Consider the following 17,313-nt stretch of genomic DNA (forward strand, 5'->3'; position numbering starts at 1 on the left):
TCCTGACGGATCCTTCGCCATGTCCCAGAACACCCCTTCCCTGCGTGAGCTCGAGCACCATTCCGCGTTCGTCGAGCGCCACATCGGCCCCAACGATGCCGAGATCGCGCAGATGCTCGACGTCGTCGGCCACGCGTCGCTGGATGCGATGACCGATGCCATCGTGCCGGCCAAGATCAAGTCGCCCGCACCGCTGGCACTGCCCGAATCGATGACCGAAGTGCAGGCACTGGCGAAGATCCGTGCGATCGCCGACAAGAACACCGTGCTGCGCAGCTTCATCGGCCAGGGCTACTACGGTACCCACACGCCGAACGTGATCCTGCGCAACATCCTGGAAAACCCGGCCTGGTACACCGCCTACACCCCGTACCAGGCGGAAATCTCGCAGGGCCGCATGGAAGCGCTGATCAACTTCCAGACCCTGTGCGCCGACCTGACCGGCATGGAAATCGCCAACGCCTCGCTGCTGGACGAAGCCACCGCCGCCGCTGAAGCAATGACCCTGGCCAAGCGTTCGGCCAAGTCGAAGTCGGACACCTTCTTCGTGCACGACGCCGTGCACCCGCAGACGCTGGAACTGCTGCGCACCCGCGCCGAGCCCATGGGCATCGTGCTGCGCGTCGGCACCCCGGCCGAAGCGCTGGAAGCGGAAGCCTTCGGCCTGCTGCTGCAGTACCCGGACACCTTCGGCCAGGTCGGCGACTACAAGGCGCTGGTCGATGCCGTGCACGCACGCGGCGGCCTGGTGGCTGTGGCCACCGACCTGCTGGCGCTGACCCTACTGGCCGCCCCGGGCGAATGGGGTGCGGATATCGTGGTCGGCAACAGCCAGCGTTTCGGCGTGCCGTTCGGCTTCGGTGGCCCGCACGCTGCCTTCATGGCCTGCCGTGATGCCTACAAGCGTTCGATGCCGGGCCGCCTGATCGGCGTCTCGGTCGATGCGCAGGGCAACCCGGCCTATCGCCTGACCCTGCAGACCCGCGAGCAGCACATCCGCCGCGAGAAGGCCACCTCCAACATCTGCACCGCGCAGGTGCTGCTGGCGGTGATGGCGTCGATGTACGCCGTCTACCACGGCCCGGACGGCCTGACCCGCATCGCCCGCCGCACCCACCGCCTGGCCTCGATCCTGGCCGCGGCGCTGCGCACGGCCGGCGTGCAGGTCGGTGGCGACTTCTTCGACACCCTGCATGTCACCGGCGTGCACGCCGATGAGATCCACGCCAAGGCCCGCGCCGCCGGTTACAACCTGCGCGCGATCGACAGCGACTCGGTCGGCATCAGCCTGGACGAGACCACCACCCGCGCCGACATCGTTGCCGTGGCTGCCGTATTCGGTGCCGCACTGGATGTCGACGCACTGGATGCCAGCACCGCCGATGCGCTGCCGGCCGGCCTGCAGCGCCAGTCCGCGTTCCTCACCCACCCGGTGTTCAACACCCATCACAGCGAGCACGAGCTGCTGCGCTACCTGCGTTCGCTGGCCGACAAGGACCTGGCGATGGATCGCACGATGATCCCGCTGGGCTCGTGCACCATGAAGCTCAACGCCACCGCCGAGATGATTCCGGTGACCTGGCCGGAGTTCTCGCAGATCCATCCGCTGGTGCCGGCCGACCAGGCGCTGGGCTACAAGGAACTGATCGATACGCTGGAAGCGATGCTGGTGGAGTGCACCGGCTACGACGCGGTCAGCCTGCAGCCGAACTCCGGCGCGCAGGGCGAATACGCCGGCCTGCTGGCGATCCGCGCCTACCACCGCTCGCGCGGCGAAGGTCATCGCGATATCTGCCTGATTCCGGACTCGGCGCATGGCACCAACCCTGCCTCGGCGCAGATGTGCGGCATGAAGGTGGTGGTGACCAAGACCGACGCCAACGGCAACGTCGATGTCGAAGACATCCGCCTCAACGCCGAGAAGTACAGCGACCGCCTGGCCGCGATCATGATGACCTACCCGTCCACGCACGGCGTGTTCGAGGAAGAGGTGGTGGAGATCTGCGAGATCATCCACAAGCACGGCGGCCAGGTGTACACCGACGGTGCCAACATGAACGCGCTGGTCGGCGTGGCCAAGCCGGGCAAGTGGGGTTCGGACGTTTCGCACCTGAACCTGCACAAGACCTTCTGCATCCCGCACGGCGGTGGCGGCCCGGGCGTCGGCCCGTGCGCGGTCAAGGAGCACCTGGCCCCGTTCCTGCCGGGCAAGCTGGGTGACCACGGCCCGGTCGGCATGGTCAGCGCGGCCAGCTTCGGCAGCGCCTCGATCCTGCCGATCAGCTGGATGTACATCGCCATGATGGGCAGCGAAGGCCTGCGCAAGGCCACCCAGGTCGCGCAGCTCAACGCCAACTACATCGCCAAGCGCCTGGCCCCGCACTTCAAGACCCTGTACACCGGCCGCAACGGCCTGGTGGCGCACGAGTGCATCCTCGACGTGCGTCCGCTGGAAAAGACCAGCGGCATCGGTGCCGAGGACGTGGCCAAGCGCCTGATCGACTTCGGCTTCCACGCCCCGACCCTGAGCTTCCCGGTGGCCGGCACGCTGATGGTCGAACCGACCGAGAGCGAATCGCTGCACGAACTGGATCGCTTCATCAACGCGATGATCCAGATCCGCGAGGAAATCAGCGCGATCGAAGACGGCCGCCTGGACCGCGAGGACAACCCGCTGAAGAACGCACCGCACACTGCCACCGCAGTGACCGCCAGCGAGTGGACCCACGCCTACCCGCGCGAACTGGCCGCCTTCCCGCTGGCCAGCCTGAAGCAGAGCAAGTACTGGCCGCCGGTAGCGCGCGTCGACAACGTGTACGGCGACAAGAACGTGATGTGTGCCTGCATCCCGGTCGATGCCTACAAGGACGATGAAGTCGAGGCGTAAGCCTTCGATCCATCGGAAATGAAAACGGCCCGCGCAAGCGGGCCGTTTTTTCAAGGGTCTGTGGAGCAAGGTCCACACCCACAAAGATCCGATCACGGGTCCGGCATCTGCCCCAGGCTCAACTGCCAGGACACGCCGAAGCGGTCCTGCACCCATCCGTAGCGGTTGCTGAAATCGTAGTCGCCCACCGGCATCAGCCAATGGCCGCCCTCGCCCAGCACGCGCGCCGCGCGCTCGAACTGCTCGGCGCCCGAGCACTCCACGAACAGCGAGATGGACGGGGTGAAGGTGAAACCGTGCACATCGAGGCTATCGAAGCACAGGTAGTGGGTGCCGCCGAGCAGGAAGATGGCCTGGCGGACCTGGCCGGGCACGCCGGCACCGGGCCCCTCCGGGTGGCGTTGCAGCGCCAGCAGCCGGAAATCGGCAAAGGCCTCGGCATACAGGGCCAGGGCGGCTTCGGCCTGGCCGGTAAACATCAGGAACGGACGGCTGCGCAGCATGCGGTACTCCTGTTCGACGGGCCGGTAACGGCCCACACAATCAGCATCGCACGCCCGATGTGCAGCCCCCGTGGTAGTGCCGGCCGCTGGCCGGCAGCTTCATCACGCCTCGCGCATCCGCCGCGCGATGGCGCTGCCAGCGGCGATGGTGGCGGTCAGTGCCACCATCGACAGGAACTGCAGGCGGGTATGCGATTCGCTCAGCAGCAGGCCGAAGATCAGCGCCAGGATCGCCAGCGCGCAGCAGGTCAGCCACGGGAAACCGGCCATGCGGAACGGCAGGCGCGTGCCCAGGCGATCCGCGCGGCGGCGCAGCACCAGCTGCGAGACCAGCGACAGCGTCCACACCAGCAGGCAGGTGGAACCGACGATGTTCAGCAGCACCGGCAGTACCCGGTCCGGGAACAGCAGTTCCATCACCGTGGCGGCGAAACCGAACAGCACGCTGGCCAGCACGGCGACCACCGGGACCTGGCGCGGATCGGTCCAGCCGAGCACGGCCGGGGCTTCGCGGCGCTGCGCCAGCGAATACATCATGCGCGAGGCACCGTAGAGGTTGGCATTGAGCGCCGACAGCAGCGCGATCACCGCGATCAGGGTGATGGCGGTGCCCGCACCCGGAATACGGGCGATATCCAGCACCGCGGCGAACGGCGATTTCAGCGCTTCGCTGGTCCACGGCACCACGGCGATGATCACGCTCAGCGAGCCGATGTAGAACACCAGGATGCGCCAGGCCACGGTGCGAATGGCACGCGCGATGCTGCGCTCGGGGTCTTCGGTTTCAGCGGCGGCGACGGCCACGATTTCGGTACCGCCGAAGGCGAACACCACCACCAGCAGCGCTGCACCGATGCCGGCCAGCCCCTTCGGTGCGAAGCCGCCATGCTCGGTGAAGTTGCTCAGGCCCGGTGAGGTCACCTGGGGCAGCCAGCCCATCAGCAGCGCCACGCCGATGGCGATGAACGCCAGGATCGCCACCACCTTGAGGATGGCGAACCAGAACTCGAATTCGCCGAAGTTCTTCACCCCGAGCAGGTTGATCGCGGTGAAGAACAGCATGAACGCCAGCGCCGCCATCGGTACCGGTATCGATGGCCAGACCGTGGCCAGCAGGCCAGCCGCACCCACCGCCTCGGCGGCGATCACGATCACCAGCTGCACCCACCACAGCCAGCCGACGGTGGCGCCGGCCGTGGCGCCCATGGCGTCGGCGGCGTACACCGAGAACGCACCGCTGGTCGGCTTGGCCGCCGCCATCTCGCCCAGCGCGTTCATTACGATGATCACCAGCGCACCGGCGACCAGATAGGACACCAGCACCGCCGGACCGGCCGCCTGCACACCCACGCCCGAGCCGAGGAACAATCCGGCGCCGATGGCGCTGCCCAGGCCCATCATGATCAGCTGGCGGGGCTTGAGCGAATGTCCGAGGCGGGACGGCGAAGCGGTCGGAATCGAATTGGGCATCGGCAGGGCTGGCGGCGGGCTACAGGGGCGACACCTTACCCTGTCCCATGCCCACGGGGATAGGCACAGCGCAGCAGGCGGCTCAGGCCAGGGCCGGCTCGCCGACGTTGCCACCGATTCGGGCCCGATAGGCACGCGGCGAGAAACCGGTTTCAGCCTTGAACTTGCGGGTAAAGGCGCTCTGGTCGCTGAAACCGCAGGCCTGGCCGATGCAGGCGATGCTGTCGTCGCCATGCAGCAGGTGCATGGCCATCTGGATCCGCAGCCGGGTCAGCACCTGCTGCGGGGTCATCTGGAACACCTTGCGGAAGCTGCGCTCCAGCTTGGACAGCGAGAAGCCGGTGATATCCAGCAGGGTCTGCATGCGCACGTTCTCGGCGTAGTGCGCATTGAGGTGGGCCAGGGCCAGCCGCAGCTGCTCGTACTGGGTGCCGAGGCTGTCCTTCTGGCCAAGGTCGCGGGAAATGCCGATCAGGCCCTCGATGGCCCCATCGACCAGCAGCGGGCGCTTGCAGGTCAGGCACCAGCCCGGTTCGCGGTTGGCAAACAGGTGCAGCTCCATCAGGTTCTCGATCACCTCGCCGGACAGCACGCGGGCGTCCTGGTCGACATAGTCCGCACTGAGCCCGGTCGGGTAGATCTCGGCCGCGGTACGCCCGATCACATCCTTGCGCGCGCGCAGGCCCAGCCGCCGCAGCATGGTCTGGTTGACGTGGGTGTAACGCCCCTGGCGGTCCTTGATGAAGAACAGCACATCCGGAATGGCGTCGAACAGGGCTTCGATGTCGGCGGGCTCGACTCGCATGCGGCAAGCATAGCCGAGGCGGCCTTGCCGGTGCGATCACCCTTGCGGGACTTGTGCTTAACGCCGCCAGGGCCACCGTGGGGGCCAGCCCCCACCGGAGACCCTGCCATGCCACGCGGTGACAAATCCGCCTATACCGACAAGCAGAAGCGCCAGGCCGAGCACATCGAAGAGAGCGAGCGCCAGCGCGGTGCCAGCGAAGGCACGGCCGAGCGCATCGCCTGGGCCACGGTGAACAAGCAGGATGGGGGTGGCAAGCGCAGCGGCAGCGCGCGCAAGAGTGCCGGGAAGACTGCCAGCAAGGCACCGGCAAAGAAATCGGCCACGACGTCGGCAGCCAGGAAGACGACTGCCAGCAAGGCCACAACGAAGAAGACCGCCGCAAAGAAGGCTCCCGCTCGCAAGGCAGCGGCAAAGAAGGCCAGCACCGCTGCTTCGCGCAGTGCGGCCGCGAAGAAGGCAGCCAAGACCCGTGCCGCGAAGAAGAGTGTGCGCAAAGCGGCGGCGAAGAAGGCGGCGCGCACCCGCGCCAGTGGCTGATCGCGAGCCATCCACCGGAACGCGGCCGCAGTGCCCTGCGGCCGCACAATTTCAACGGAAGTGACGTGCTCAGGCCGCGCGACGTGGCACGGCGGAAGCTGCTGCGCCTTCCACCTTGAACACCGACACCGACGTAGTCAGCGCATGCGCCTGTTCTTCCAGCGCGCGGCTGGCGGCGGTGGCTTCTTCCACCAGCGCAGCGTTCTGCTGGGTGACCTGATCCATCTGCACCACCACCTGGTTGACCTGCTCGATGCCGGCCGCCTGTTCCTTGCTGGCGGCTGCGATGTCGCTCATCAACTGCGTGGTGCGCGAACTGGCCTGGGCCACGCGTGCGATCGCAGCTTCGGATTCAACGGTCACCGCCAGGCCACTCTTCACCTTGGCGGCAGCATCTTCGATCAGTTCCTTGATCTCCTTGGCGGCGACACCGGCGCGCTGCGCGAGCGTGCGCACTTCGCTGGCGACCACGGCGAAGCCACGGCCCTGCTCGCCTGCGCGGGCGGCTTCGACTGCAGCGTTCAACGCGAGGATGTTGGTCTGGAACGCAATGCCATCGATCACCGTGGAGATTTCCGAGATGCGGGCCGACGACTGGTCGATCTCGCCCATCACCGAGGCCATCTGTGCCATCGCCTGTTCGGTCTCGCGCACCGCGGCACCGGCGGCGTGTGCTTCGCTGTCGGCCTGGCGGGCCAGCTCGGCATTCTGGCGCACGGTGGACGTCAGTTCCTCCATCGATGCAGCGGCCTCTTCCAGGTTGGCCGCCTGCTGCTCGGTGCGGCGCGACAGGTCGTTGTTGCCGGCGGCCAGTTCCTGCGCGGCGTTGTTGATGCTGTCGGCCGCCACCTGGATGCCACGCACGATGCCGGTCAGCTGCGCGGTGGTGGTGTTGGCGTCGTCGCGCATGCGCGCGAACACGCCGTCGTACTCGCCGTCCATGCGTGCGGTCAGGTCGCCATGCGAGATCGCGCGCAGCACGTCGGAGACATCGGCGATGCTGGCCTGCGAGCTGGCCATCATGCCGTTGAGATGCTCGACCATCGCCTTGAACTGGTACTGGAATGCGGCGGCATCGCCGCGCATGCTGAAGTCGCCGGCGCGCGCGGCGCGGGCCAGTTCATCGATCTGCGCGTTGATCGCCATCAGGCTCTGCTTCACGGCGGACAGGGTGCGGGTCAGCGCGCCCTTCTCGCCCGGGTAGTCCGGCAGGTCACGGCTGAGGTCACCGATGGCGTAGCGCTGCATCACCTCGGCCATCAGCAGTTCCACCTGCACGTGCGATTCGACCAGGCTGTTGGTGGCCTGCACCATGCGTCCGAAATCACCCGGGAACGCGCTGGCATCCATGCGATAGCGGATCGCGCCCGCCTCGTGCTGCTCGGCCATCTGCAGCTGTGCGCCGATCGCGGCCTGCACGCTCTGCCGCACACTGGCCATGGCCTGGCCCAGCTGGGTCAATTCGTCCCGACCGCCAAGCCGGAATTCCTGGTCCAGCTCGCCCTTGGCCAGGCGCTCGGCCAGGTTCACTGCGCGCGCCAGCGGACCGGTCAGGCTGCGGCCGATCATCACCGAGGCAGCAATGCCAACCAGCAATGCAACGCCGCCCAGCACCAGCAGCTGCAGCAGGCTGCGCTCGCCCAGGCGGATCGCCTCGGCGGCTGCATCACGGCTTTCCTTCTCTTCGAAGTCCACACCGTCGGACAGCGCCTTGTTCCAGCCGTTGGCCGCTTCCTGCACCGGGCCCAGGGTCAGCGCCACCGCGCCGGGATAGTCACCCTGCTCCATCAACTCGCTGGTCTGCTTGTTGAGCGGGCGAGCGAGGGCGCGCTTGGCTGCGATGGTTTCAGCAATGGCCTTGCCGTCGGCATCGCTGGGTAGCGCCTGGTAGGCGGACCAGCTGGCCTCATAGCGCTTGACCAGATCGGCAATGCGCTGCTCGTCGTGGCCACGGTCATCGCCCTGGCGGATCAGCATCTCGCGGCGCACCACCATCATCTGGTTGTTGGCATCGAGCATCTGCGACAGCAACCGCACCTTGGCCACGCTGACATCGACCACCTGCTGCATCGCGCGCTTCTGCACGACGCTGGCGGTGGCACCCGTGGCCACCACGGCGGCGACCAGCAGCAACAACAGGCCAAAGCCCAGCCCAAGACGCCAGGCAACCCTGACATTCCTCAAGTAGTTCATCGGTACATCCAAAACGGGGGGATGCGCCCGTATCGGCCGCGCCGCCGGCATTCTTGATCGGCAACACGCACGGGCGTCGGCAGCCGTTCACCTTGGTGATGGCACGCACGGCGCTTCTGCGACAAGGGCCCGGGCCAAGCCGGGGCTGCCCCGCTCATGCCGGCATCAGGTCGCTTTCACGGGGGCTGCGCAGCCTCTCCGGGCAGGGTAGAGCTGCCATCTGCCGGAGTCCTCCATGCCCGTACCCCGCCCCGCCCTGCTCGCCCTGTCCTTGCTGGTGTACCCCGTCTTCGCGCAGGTGCCGCCGCCGGCCCAGCTGCCCGAGCCCATTGCCGAGAAGGCCGGACCCGATACCGCGCCGCGCTCTGCCCTGCACGCCCAGGTGCTGCTGGATCGCGCGAATTTCTCGCCGGGCCAGATCGATGGGGAAGTGGGCAGCAACCAGCGCAGGGCGGTATCCGGCTTCCAGGCAGCGCGCGGGCTGACCGTGACGGGGGAACTGGACGACGCCACCTGGAAAGCGCTGCAGGCCGATACGGTTGGGCCGCTGGCCAGTTACACCCTGACCGCCGAGGATGTGGCCGGCCCCTTCCAGGCGATTCCCAAAGGACCGGCCGCACAGGCCAAGTTGAAATCGCTGGGCTACGGCAGCGTGGCCGAAGCCCTCGGCGAGCGCTTCCACGCCTCGCCGGAACTGCTGAAGGTGCTCAACCCCGGCGTCGATCTGGCCAAGGCGGGCAGCCGCATCCAGGTCCCCAACATCGCACCGGCTGCATTGCCGAAGGCCACGAAGATCGTGGTCGACAAATCCGATTCCACGCTGCAGCTGCTGGATGCGCAGGGCAAGGTGATTGCGCAGGTGCCGGTGTCCTCGGGCAGCCAGCATGACCCGCTGCCGATCGGTGAATGGAAGATCCTCGGCGTGTATCGCGATCCGCCCTTCCACTACAACCCGAAGCTGTTCTGGGATGCGCGCAAGGGCGAGAAGAAGGCCACGCTGCCGCCGGGCCCGAACAATCCCGTGGGCCGGGTCTGGATCGATCTGTCCAAGCCGCACTATGGCCTGCACGGCACGCCCGAGCCCGGCCACGTGGGCAAGACCGAATCGCATGGCTGCGTGCGCATGACCAACTGGGATGCGCTGCGCGTAGCCGATGCCGTGGATACCTCCGTTCCCGTCGTGATGCAGGAGTGATGCGATGCGTCTTTCGCAGCTGATCGTGCTGGGCGTGCTGCTGGGCCTGGGTGCTGGCTGGTGGCTGCGCCGGGATGTGGCTCAGCCGGTGGCCGTTGCCCAGCCTGCCCCGCAACCCGCAGTGGCTGCAACGCCGGTGAAGGCGCCTGCAGCTCCGCAGGTGGATGCAGCGCCTTCCGCATCGGTGGCACCGTCGGCCAACGCGGGCGACACGCCAACCGGCCTGTTGCTGCCCGTACAGGGCATCGAAGCCTCGCAGCTGCGCGACACCTTCACCGATGCACGCAGCGAAGGGCGCGTACACGATGCCATCGACATCATGGCCGACGCCGGTACGCCGGTGCTGGCCGTGACTGATGGCACCGTGGAAAAGCTGTTCGACAGCGAGCGCGGCGGCCTGACGATCTACCAGTTCGAACACAGCGGACGCTGGTGCTACTACTACGCCCACCTGCAACGCTATGCCGATGGGCTGGCGGAAAAGAAGGTGATCAAGCGCGGGGAAGTGATCGGCTACGTCGGCAGCACCGGCAATGCCAGCGCCGAGGCCCCGCACCTGCATTTCGAGGTGCACGTGCTGGGGCCGGAGAGGCAATGGTGGAAAGGCGAGTCGATCAATCCATACCCGCTGCTGCGGGCGGGAGGCTAGCGCGTCTGCCGCGTGGCAGAGCCAGTCGCAGTGATGCCCGATTTGGGTACGATCCTGCCCATATTGGGTATCTGGCAAGTGCACTGCCGGGCATGGCCCGGCGCTACCGGGGTGGAGGACGGCGTCGCCAGCGCCGCAGCGCGATGCTGGCAGCCGCCAGCCCGCCGCCGGCAATCAGCAACAGCAGTGCCACGGGCTGCCAGAAGAAGAACGGCCACAGCCAGAGGTAGTCCAGGTCGGTCAGCTTCAGCACGTCCATCGGCGGCAGCAGGTCCACCGAGGCCGCACGGCCAGCCAGCGCCGGGTCGACCGCCAGCACGGTCAGCCGCAGCCAGGAACGGCCACGCGGCAATGCATCACCGCGGCCGTAGCCGAAGTACGAGGCGGCGAAGCGGTCGGGCTCGACCGATTCCAGTGCACGAATGACGTCGGCCGTTGCCGAAGGTGAGCGCGTATCCGCGCGGAACTCATTGCGATCGGTCGGCGTTTCAGCGCGCAGGCGCACCTCCGGATCGATCGACGGCTCGAGGCCATCGCCCGCATAGCGCAGCCGCAGGCGCAGCGGATCATCGATGAAGCGGTAGACCGTGATCTCGGCCGAGGCGCCCGGCTGCAGCACCAGTGACAGGGTCTGCGTGCGCGAGGCCAGATGGTTGGCGGCTGCGCCCAGCAGCAGCACGATGCAGGCCAGCGCCCATAGGCTCCACAGCAGCCACAGGGCCACCCGTGCGACCGTCTCGCCTTTCATGCCGAACCCCCGGTCATCGCGCTGCATCCCTGCTGGCATTGGCCACAACGTAGCGCAGAACTGCGCGTGCCCACAGTGCCGGCGCAAAGCAGCGCGTGCCCACACCCGGTACCTCGCCCGATGGCGAGGCTGGGCATCGCACATGCGAAAGGAGGTCAGGCCGGCCTGACTTCCCTGCACACCAGCTCGGCAAGTTCGCGGCAGGCGAAGAACAGCCCTTCCACCACACCTTCGTCCAGGTGCCTGCGCGGCGTCGCCATGGTGGCGCAACGGTTGGCCGCATGCAGCATCTCCACCGCGGTGAGGATGCCCACGGCGGCACGGTCGATCCGCGCCAGGGACTGACGTCGTCCGTCGGACAGGGCCTCCTCCGGCCACAACATGCCATCGGAGCCTTCGCCATCACGGATGCGGGTGAGGCAGCCCTGGAACGTGCTGAGATCGTCGGCGGGATTGGCGTCGTCGTTGATGGGCTCAACAACATGGAACGGCGGGGTCTTGCGACTGGTCATGGCGTCGGCTTCCGTGGCTGTACTTAACAGCGCCACCGCGCGGAAGCGGGTGGCGGACGGTGCGGGTTGCAAACCGGGATAGATAGTTACCAATGACCGGCGGGTCCGAAGACCCCCACGCACCGCCCGCCATAAAGGCCGACGGATTGCCAGCCGGCACCGCTTCAGGACGGTGCCGGCTGGCAAGCGTAAGTAACACCTATCTCGGGTTTGCACGCCCGGCCACCCTTTTCCGGTGGCGCGCCATGGTGTCTACGCCTGCATGCTCGATTCAATGAAAAAAATCCGAAAGGTTCGGATGAATCGAGAGCGCAGGGCGAAGTGTTGCATGCCCGGGGAATGGTGGATGCGACAGGAACAGGCGCGACTGTGCTGGTGCGCGGATGGGAGCGACGTGCGGTGACGCGATCAACTCTGACTTCAGAATGGCGCGTGACGTTTATCGCTTACCAGAAGTTGTATGCGGGGAGCATGAGGGATGTGTGGCTTGGCAGAATTTGACGTGGTCGGCCGAATTGGCGCGCTGAAAGCGACATGTTGGTGGCTTCGGTTCTGCCAGCCATGGGCTGGCACTACTGGAGCCCGCACGGGCCGCCGAAGATTGCTCCGGCCCAAAACAAAACGCCGCGACCCCACAGGGAGTCGCGGCGTTCTTCTCTCAATTGAACAACGTTATTGCGTCAGGCGAACGGATCCTGCAGGACCATGGTGTGGTCGCGGTCCGGGCCGGTGGAGACGATGCTGATCGGGCAACCGGCCAGCTCTTCCAGCGAACGCAGGTAGGCGCGTGCGGCCGGCGGCAGCTCGTCCCAGTTGGTGATGCCGTGGGTGTTCTCGCTCCAGCCCGGGAACTCCAGGTACACCGGGGTGCAGTCTTCCCAGCCCTGAGCGTCCAGCGGGGCGTACTCGGTGCGCTTGCCGTTGTATTCGTAGGCGATGCAGACCTTCAGCTTTTCCATGCCATCCAGCACGTCCAGCTTGGTGATGCACAGGCCGCTGATGCCGTTGATGGCCACGGCGCGCTTCAGCGCAACGATGTCCATCCAGCCGCAACGACGCGGGCGACCGGTCGAGGCACCGTACTCGGCGCCGCGGTCACGGATGCCCTGGCCGACTTCGTCGTCCAGTTCGGTCGGGAACGGGCCGCCGCCGACGCGGGTGGCGTAGGCCTTGGCGATGCCCAGCACGTAGTCGATCGAATCGGCGCCAACGCCGGAACCGGCCAGCGCGCCACCGACGGTGGTGTTGGAGCTGGTGACGTACGGGTAGGTGCCGTGGTCGATGTCCAGCAGCGCACCCTGCGCGCCTTCGAACAGCACGCGCTTACCCTGCTTGCGCAGGTCGTGCAGGATGCCGGCCACGTCGGACTTCATCGGCTGCACGTATTCGCCGAAGGCCAGTGCTTCGTCGAATGTCTTCTGGAAGTCGACCGCATCGGTGTTCAGATACTTGGTCAGCACGAAGTTGTGGTAATCCAGCGCGGTGCGCAGGAGTTCTTCCAGCTGCTTCGGGTAGTGCAGGTCGGCGATGCGGATGCCGCGGCGCGCCACCTTGTCTTCGTAGGCCGGGCCGATGCCACGGCCGGTGGTGCCGATCGCCTTGCCGCCGGCAGCGCGTTCGCGCGCCTGGTCTAGGGCGATGTGGTACGGCATGATCAGCGGCGCGGCCGGGGAGATCTTCAGGCGCGAACGCACTTCGACGCCGGAGGCTTCCAGCTCGGCGATTTCCTTCTGCAGCGCGGCCGGCGAGATGACCACGCCGTTGCCGATCAGGCACAGCGCATCGTCACGCAGGATGCCCGACGGGATCAGGTGCAGGACGGTCTTCTTGCCATTGATGACCAGGGTGTGGCCGGCATTGTGGCCGCCCTGGAAGCGCACCACGGCGCCGATTTCCTCGGTGAGCAGATCGACGATCTTGCCCTTGCCTTCATCGCCCCACTGGGCACCCAACACTACGACAGACTGACCCATGACGGGCTCCTCGATTTGTTGCGGCCATCGGGGCCGCGGACGGGTAAACCGTGGCGGGGCTGGCCAGCACTTGGAAGGCGGCTCCAAACGGGGAGCGGCCGGCGATGGAAGGCCCAGACACGGAAAAAGCCGAACGGGGAGGCCCGTCCGGCTTTTGTGCATTATCCGGGTTTCCGGGGTCGGGTGCCACCTTTCCGACGGGCGGCTTCACCGGCCGGTCAGCCGCCCCGCCCGGTCGTGCCGGCCGCTGGCCGGCAATGCCAACCAAGGTTGGCATCTACCAGAGCCGGGCCACGCATGTACCGGCCGGTCAGGCGCCTCCCGGTAGTGCCGGCCGCTGGCCGGCGATCCCAGGCCAGCAGCCGGCACTACCCTTTCAATGCCGGGCCCACCACAGCAGGCTCAGCCCGGCCAGCAGCACCAGCCCGCCGAAGCTGCGCAGGGCCGGGCTGGGCAGGTCCAGCAGGCGCTCGGCCATGCGCTTCCAGGCGAACGGGGCAACGAACAGGAACAGGCCTTCCAGCACCGCCACCAGGCAGACGGCGGCGAACAGATCTTTCATGGGGGACTCCGGAAAAAGCACGGGGCCCGGCATCTGGCCGGGCCCCGTGGGGTAATGCCCTGCGACCTCAGCGGTCGTTCTTCAGGTACTGCAGGAACGGGTCGTTCTTGTCGAGCACGATCACGCCATTGCCGTCGGTCATGGAGCCACGGTAGGCCTCCAGGCTGCGGTAGAAGGCATAGAACGACGGGTCGGCCGAGCCGGCCTTGCCGTAGATGCGGGCGGCATCGGCATCGCCTTCACCGCGCAGACGCTGTGCATCACGCTCGGCTTCGGCGATCAGCACGGTGCTGTCACGGTCGGCCTGGGCGCGGATGGTCAGCGACTGTTCCTCGCCTTCCGCACGCAGCTTGGCCGCTTCCTGCTTGCGCTGCGCGCGCATGCGCTCGTACACATCATTGATCACCTGGCTGTCGGTCGGCAGGTCCACCTGCTTGATGCGCAGGTCGATCATCTGCATGCCCAGCCCGGCCACGGCCTCGTTGATCCCCTTCAGCTGCTCGGCGATCAGCTCGCTGCGGTCGCCGGAGACCAGCTGCTGCAGGGTGCGCGAGTTGATCTGGTTGCGCAGCGAGTCGGTGATGATCGGGGCCAGGCGGGCATTGGCGATGCGCGGATCGCCGCCGGTGGCACGGAAGTAGTCACCCACGTTGGAGATGTAGCCGATGGCGAAGAAGTCGACGCTGACGTCCTTCTGCTCAGCGGTGAAGTAGCGCGCCGGGGCGGTGTCGAGCACCTGGAAGCGGCGGTCGAAGACCTTCACCGTTTCCACCACCGGCACCTTGAAGTGCAGGCCCGGCTTGATGTCCGAACGCACCACCTTGCCCAGGTTCAGCACCATGGCAGTCTGGTCCTCGCGGACCACGTACACCGAGCCGAGCAGGCCCAGCGCCACCGCCACGATCACGGCGATCCAGATTGGACTCTTCATCGGCTGCCCTCCTCACGGCCGCTCGGTCGCCCGGTCGGGCGGCCCACCGGCCGGCCCGGATCACGGGAAGCTTCCGCCGCTGCACCCGGCAGCGACGGCATCACCACGTCCGGGTTCGCCACTGCGGCCGGGGCCGAGGTGCTGGGACGGGTATCGCCGGTCATCGGCACGTAGATCAGCTGGCGGCCATCGCCACCGATCACCTTGCGGTTCTCGCTCAGCACCTGCTGCACGGTCTCCAGCCACAGGCGCTTGCGGGTCACTTCAGGGGCGTCCTTGTACTGGGCCTGCAACAGGCTGAAGCGCTGCGCGTCACCCTCGGCCTTGGACACCACGGCCTGCTTGTAGCCCTCGGCGGTGGTACGGGCACGCGAGGCCTGGCCTCGGGCTTCCGGCACGACCTTGGCGGCGTAGGCCTGGGCTTCGTTGATCAGGCGTTCCTTGACCTGCTGGGCGCCGTTGACCTCGTCGAAGGCCGGCTTCACTTCCTCCGGCGGACGGGCGTCCTGCAGGGTCAGGCCGGTCACGGTCAGGCCGGTCTTGAACGCCTTCAGCAGCGCCTGCAGGCGCTCTTCGGCGGCCACGGCCAGCGGGCCACGGTTGTTCAGCACGGCATTGAGGTCGGCGCGACCAACTTCCTCACGCACCGCGCTCTGCGCCGACTGCTCCAGCACCTGGTTGGCATCAACGGTGCCGAACAGGTACTGCTGCGGGTCGTCGATGCGGTACTGGACGTTCAGCGAGACGTTGACGATGTTCTCGTCACGGGTCAGCACCGGCACCTGGATCGAGAACGTCTTGATCTCGGTGGCGTTGACCTTGGTGACCGATTCGATCGGCCACGGCAGCTTGAAGTTCGGTCCGGGCTGCAGGATCCGCGAGAACTGGCCGAAGCGCAGCACCACGCCACGCTGCTGTTCGCCGATCAGCTGGAAGCTGGAGAACAGCACCAGCAGCACCACGGCTGCCACCACCCAACGCATGATGCCGCCGTCGAACAGGTCCTTCAGCGGCCCGGGCAGTCCGCCCCAGCCACCACCATTGCCACCGCCGCGCGACCCGAACGGCCCGCGTCGATTGTCCTCGGGGCCTTGTCCGCCCTTGTTGCCGCCGGGTGTATTCCAGGCCATGCACGCTCCATCAAGATGTGGGCTGCGGCGCGGGCCCTTCCCGCGGCGCCAGCCGTGAAACCATTACCGATCATACAAGATGGGGCGGATCGGCAGGATCGAAAGGGGGGCAACCGGGTAAGGTGACGTTTTCCTCGAAGTCAGGCAGCGCCGATGGCCCCCACCACCCCGTTCACCGCCTTCCGCATCGAAAACGACGACGCCGGCTACCGCAGTGGCCTGGCCCAGCTCAGGGTCGACGACCTCAACCCCGGCCAGGTGCTGATCCGCGCCCACTGGTCCTCGGTCAATTACAAGGATGCGCTGGCAGGCACCGGCAAAGGGAAGATCCTGCGCCGCTTCCCGCTGGTGGGCGGCATCGACGTGGCCGGCACCGTGGTCGCCAGCACCGACCCGGACTGGCGTGAAGGCGACGCGGTACTGGCCACCGGCTGCGGCCTCAGCGAGACCCGTGACGGCGGCTACAGCCAGTACGTGCGGCTGGAGTCACGCGCGGTGATTGCCCAGCCGGCCGGGCTGAGCCCGCGCGAGGCGATGGTGCTGGGCACCGCCGGCTTCACTGCGGCGCTGGCGCTGCTGCGCATGCAGGACAACCGGCAGACCCCGGACCTCGGCCCGCTGGCGGTCACCGGCGCCAGCGGTGGCGTCGGTGCGCTGGCACTGTCGATCTTCAGCCGTGCCGGCTACAGCGTGCACGCGGTCAGCGGCAAGCCGGACCAGGCCGACTTCCTGCGCGGCATCGGTGCCAGCGAGGTGCTGCCGCGCGCGGCGCTGGCCGACACCGGCCCGCTGCAGTCGGCGCGCTTCGGCGGTGGCCTCGACAACGCCGGTGGCGCGATGCTGGCCAGCCTGCTGGCGCAGACCGTGCCCTATGGCAGCGTGGTCAGCGCCGGCCTGGCCGCCAGCCCGACGCTGGACATGACGGTGATGCCGTTCATCCTGCGCGGTGTGTCGCTTCTGGGCGTGTCTTCGGCAAACGCACCACGCGCGCTGCGCGAGGAAGTGTGGGCACGCCTGGGCAACGAGTGGAAACCGCAGCACCTGGACCGCATCTGCACCGCCGAGGTCGGCCTTGATGGCCTGCCGGCGGTGTTCGAGCGGATGCTGGCCGGTGGTTCGCTGGGGCGCACCGTGGTGCGGATCGACTGAACGTCGCAGGCAGGCGACGGACGGCAGACGTGGCCCTCCCGCCGGTAATGTGCCCGCACTACACTG

At 67.3% G+C, this 17,313-nt stretch carries 15 protein-coding genes; 5 read left to right on the plus strand and 10 right to left on the minus strand.

Annotation, left to right across the window (positions count from 1 at the left end; all coding sequences use genetic code 11):
• Nucleotides 1-19 precede the first annotated feature (19 nt).
• Nucleotides 20-2,887 (plus strand): aminomethyl-transferring glycine dehydrogenase, encoded by a 2,868-nt coding sequence (gene gcvP, locus VN11_RS16325; RefSeq protein WP_053450496.1) that lies wholly within the window; start codon nt 20-22, stop codon nt 2,885-2,887.
• Nucleotides 2,888-2,979: 92 nt separating this feature from the next.
• Here the strand turns inward: gcvP and VN11_RS16330 are convergent, their stop codons facing one another.
• From VN11_RS16330 to VN11_RS16340, 3 genes are all read right to left on the minus strand, one after another.
• Nucleotides 2,980-3,390, minus strand: coding sequence for a VOC family protein (locus VN11_RS16330; protein ID WP_053450497.1), 411 nt, complete (start codon nt 3,388-3,390; stop codon nt 2,980-2,982).
• A 102-nt stretch (nt 3,391-3,492) separates the two neighbouring features.
• Nucleotides 3,493-4,860 carry an amino acid permease gene (locus tag VN11_RS16335; protein ID WP_053450498.1) on the minus strand — a complete coding sequence of 456 codons (1,368 nt, stop codon included), beginning with the start codon at nt 4,858-4,860 and terminating at the stop codon, nt 3,493-3,495.
• A gap of 82 nt (nt 4,861-4,942) precedes the next feature.
• Nucleotides 4,943-5,665, minus strand: a complete 723-nt coding sequence (locus VN11_RS16340; RefSeq protein WP_006463165.1) for an AraC family transcriptional regulator — start codon at nt 5,663-5,665, stop codon at nt 4,943-4,945.
• A 108-nt stretch (nt 5,666-5,773) separates the two neighbouring features.
• Between VN11_RS16340 and VN11_RS16345 the strand changes: the two genes are divergently transcribed.
• On the plus strand, nt 5,774-6,205 hold the full coding sequence (locus tag VN11_RS16345) for a hypothetical protein (protein ID WP_053450499.1): 432 nt from the start codon (nt 5,774-5,776) through the stop codon (nt 6,203-6,205).
• A 69-nt stretch (nt 6,206-6,274) separates the two neighbouring features.
• Here the strand turns inward: VN11_RS16345 and VN11_RS16350 are convergent, their stop codons facing one another.
• Nucleotides 6,275-8,398: a methyl-accepting chemotaxis protein gene (locus tag VN11_RS16350; protein WP_053450500.1), complete on the minus strand. Its 2,124-nt coding sequence runs from the start codon at nt 8,396-8,398 to the stop codon at nt 6,275-6,277.
• Nucleotides 8,399-8,633: 235 nt separating this feature from the next.
• Between VN11_RS16350 and VN11_RS16355 the strand changes: the two genes are divergently transcribed.
• Together VN11_RS16355 and VN11_RS16360 are read left to right on the plus strand one after the other, a co-directional pair.
• On the plus strand, nt 8,634-9,593 hold the full coding sequence (locus VN11_RS16355; protein WP_053450501.1) for a L,D-transpeptidase family protein: 960 nt from the start codon (nt 8,634-8,636) through the stop codon (nt 9,591-9,593).
• A gap of 4 nt (nt 9,594-9,597) precedes the next feature.
• Nucleotides 9,598-10,242, plus strand: a complete 645-nt coding sequence (locus VN11_RS16360; RefSeq protein WP_053450502.1) for a M23 family metallopeptidase — start codon at nt 9,598-9,600, stop codon at nt 10,240-10,242.
• Nucleotides 10,243-10,345: 103 nt separating this feature from the next.
• Here VN11_RS16360 and VN11_RS16365 read toward each other — a convergent pair whose 3' ends face one another.
• The 6 genes from VN11_RS16365 to hflK form a co-directional block, all read right to left on the minus strand.
• Nucleotides 10,346-10,990, minus strand: a complete 645-nt coding sequence (locus tag VN11_RS16365; protein WP_053451364.1) for a hypothetical protein — start codon at nt 10,988-10,990, stop codon at nt 10,346-10,348.
• A gap of 155 nt (nt 10,991-11,145) precedes the next feature.
• Nucleotides 11,146-11,502 (minus strand): hypothetical protein, encoded by a 357-nt coding sequence (locus tag VN11_RS16370; RefSeq protein ID WP_053450503.1) that lies wholly within the window; start codon nt 11,500-11,502, stop codon nt 11,146-11,148.
• A gap of 680 nt (nt 11,503-12,182) precedes the next feature.
• A complete protein-coding gene (locus tag VN11_RS16375; protein WP_006463282.1) occupies nt 12,183-13,475 on the minus strand; it encodes an adenylosuccinate synthase in 1,293 nt (430 codons plus the stop codon).
• A 376-nt stretch (nt 13,476-13,851) separates the two neighbouring features.
• On the minus strand, nt 13,852-14,037 hold the full coding sequence (locus VN11_RS16380) for a DUF2065 domain-containing protein (RefSeq protein ID WP_005410640.1): 186 nt from the start codon (nt 14,035-14,037) through the stop codon (nt 13,852-13,854).
• 67 nt (nt 14,038-14,104) lie between these two features.
• Nucleotides 14,105-14,968: a protease modulator HflC gene (hflC, locus tag VN11_RS16385; protein ID WP_006463283.1), complete on the minus strand. Its 864-nt coding sequence runs from the start codon at nt 14,966-14,968 to the stop codon at nt 14,105-14,107.
• Nucleotides 14,965-16,098 carry an FtsH protease activity modulator HflK gene (hflK, locus tag VN11_RS16390; protein ID WP_006463285.1) on the minus strand — a complete coding sequence of 378 codons (1,134 nt, stop codon included), beginning with the start codon at nt 16,096-16,098 and terminating at the stop codon, nt 14,965-14,967. Before hflK ends, hflC begins: the two co-directional genes overlap by 4 nt.
• A 153-nt stretch (nt 16,099-16,251) precedes the next feature.
• Between hflK and VN11_RS16395 the strand changes: the two genes are divergently transcribed.
• Nucleotides 16,252-17,247 (plus strand): YhdH/YhfP family quinone oxidoreductase, encoded by a 996-nt coding sequence (locus VN11_RS16395; protein ID WP_053450504.1) that lies wholly within the window; start codon nt 16,252-16,254, stop codon nt 17,245-17,247.
• The last annotated feature ends 66 nt before the right edge of the window (nt 17,248-17,313 follow it).

This window comes from Stenotrophomonas maltophilia, assembly GCF_001274595.1.
Taxonomy (GTDB): Bacteria; Pseudomonadota; Gammaproteobacteria; order Xanthomonadales; family Xanthomonadaceae; genus Stenotrophomonas; species Stenotrophomonas forensis.